At 70.8% G+C, this 318-nt stretch carries 1 protein-coding gene; it reads right to left on the bottom strand.

Annotated features, from left to right (window positions below; all coding sequences use genetic code 11):
• Window positions 1-318 (bottom strand): CgeB family protein (locus J0695_RS42605; protein WP_206970139.1); only part of this gene is annotated, 318 nt, incomplete at both ends.

The raw sequence follows: 318 nt of genomic DNA, 5'->3' as shown, positions 1-318 counted from the left end.
GGAGTAGTAGCCGTGGTGGTGGTTGTAGTGGTCCCAGCCCGCGGTGACACGGGCTCGGCGCAGGACGGGGACCTGTTCGGCGAACGGCACAGGACGCCGCGCGCCCGGGGCGCGCCAGCCTCTTCCGTACACCCGGGTGCGGGTGCCGGGGAGCCGCTGCAGACCGTGTACGAGGCGGGCCCGGTCACGGTTTCCCACAACGCGTTCCAGCAGTCCGAAGCGGAGGTAGCGGTTGCCGATGAAGGCGATGTCGTCACTGGGGGGCGTGTCGGCGGGCGGTTCGGCGGAGGGAAGGGGCAGCACGTTCGGTACGTAGTC

The organism is Streptomyces beijiangensis, from assembly GCF_017315755.1.
GTDB classification, from domain to species: domain Bacteria; phylum Actinomycetota; class Actinomycetes; order Streptomycetales; family Streptomycetaceae; genus Streptomyces; species Streptomyces beijiangensis.
This window is presented reverse-complemented; position numbering and strand designations above follow the sequence as displayed.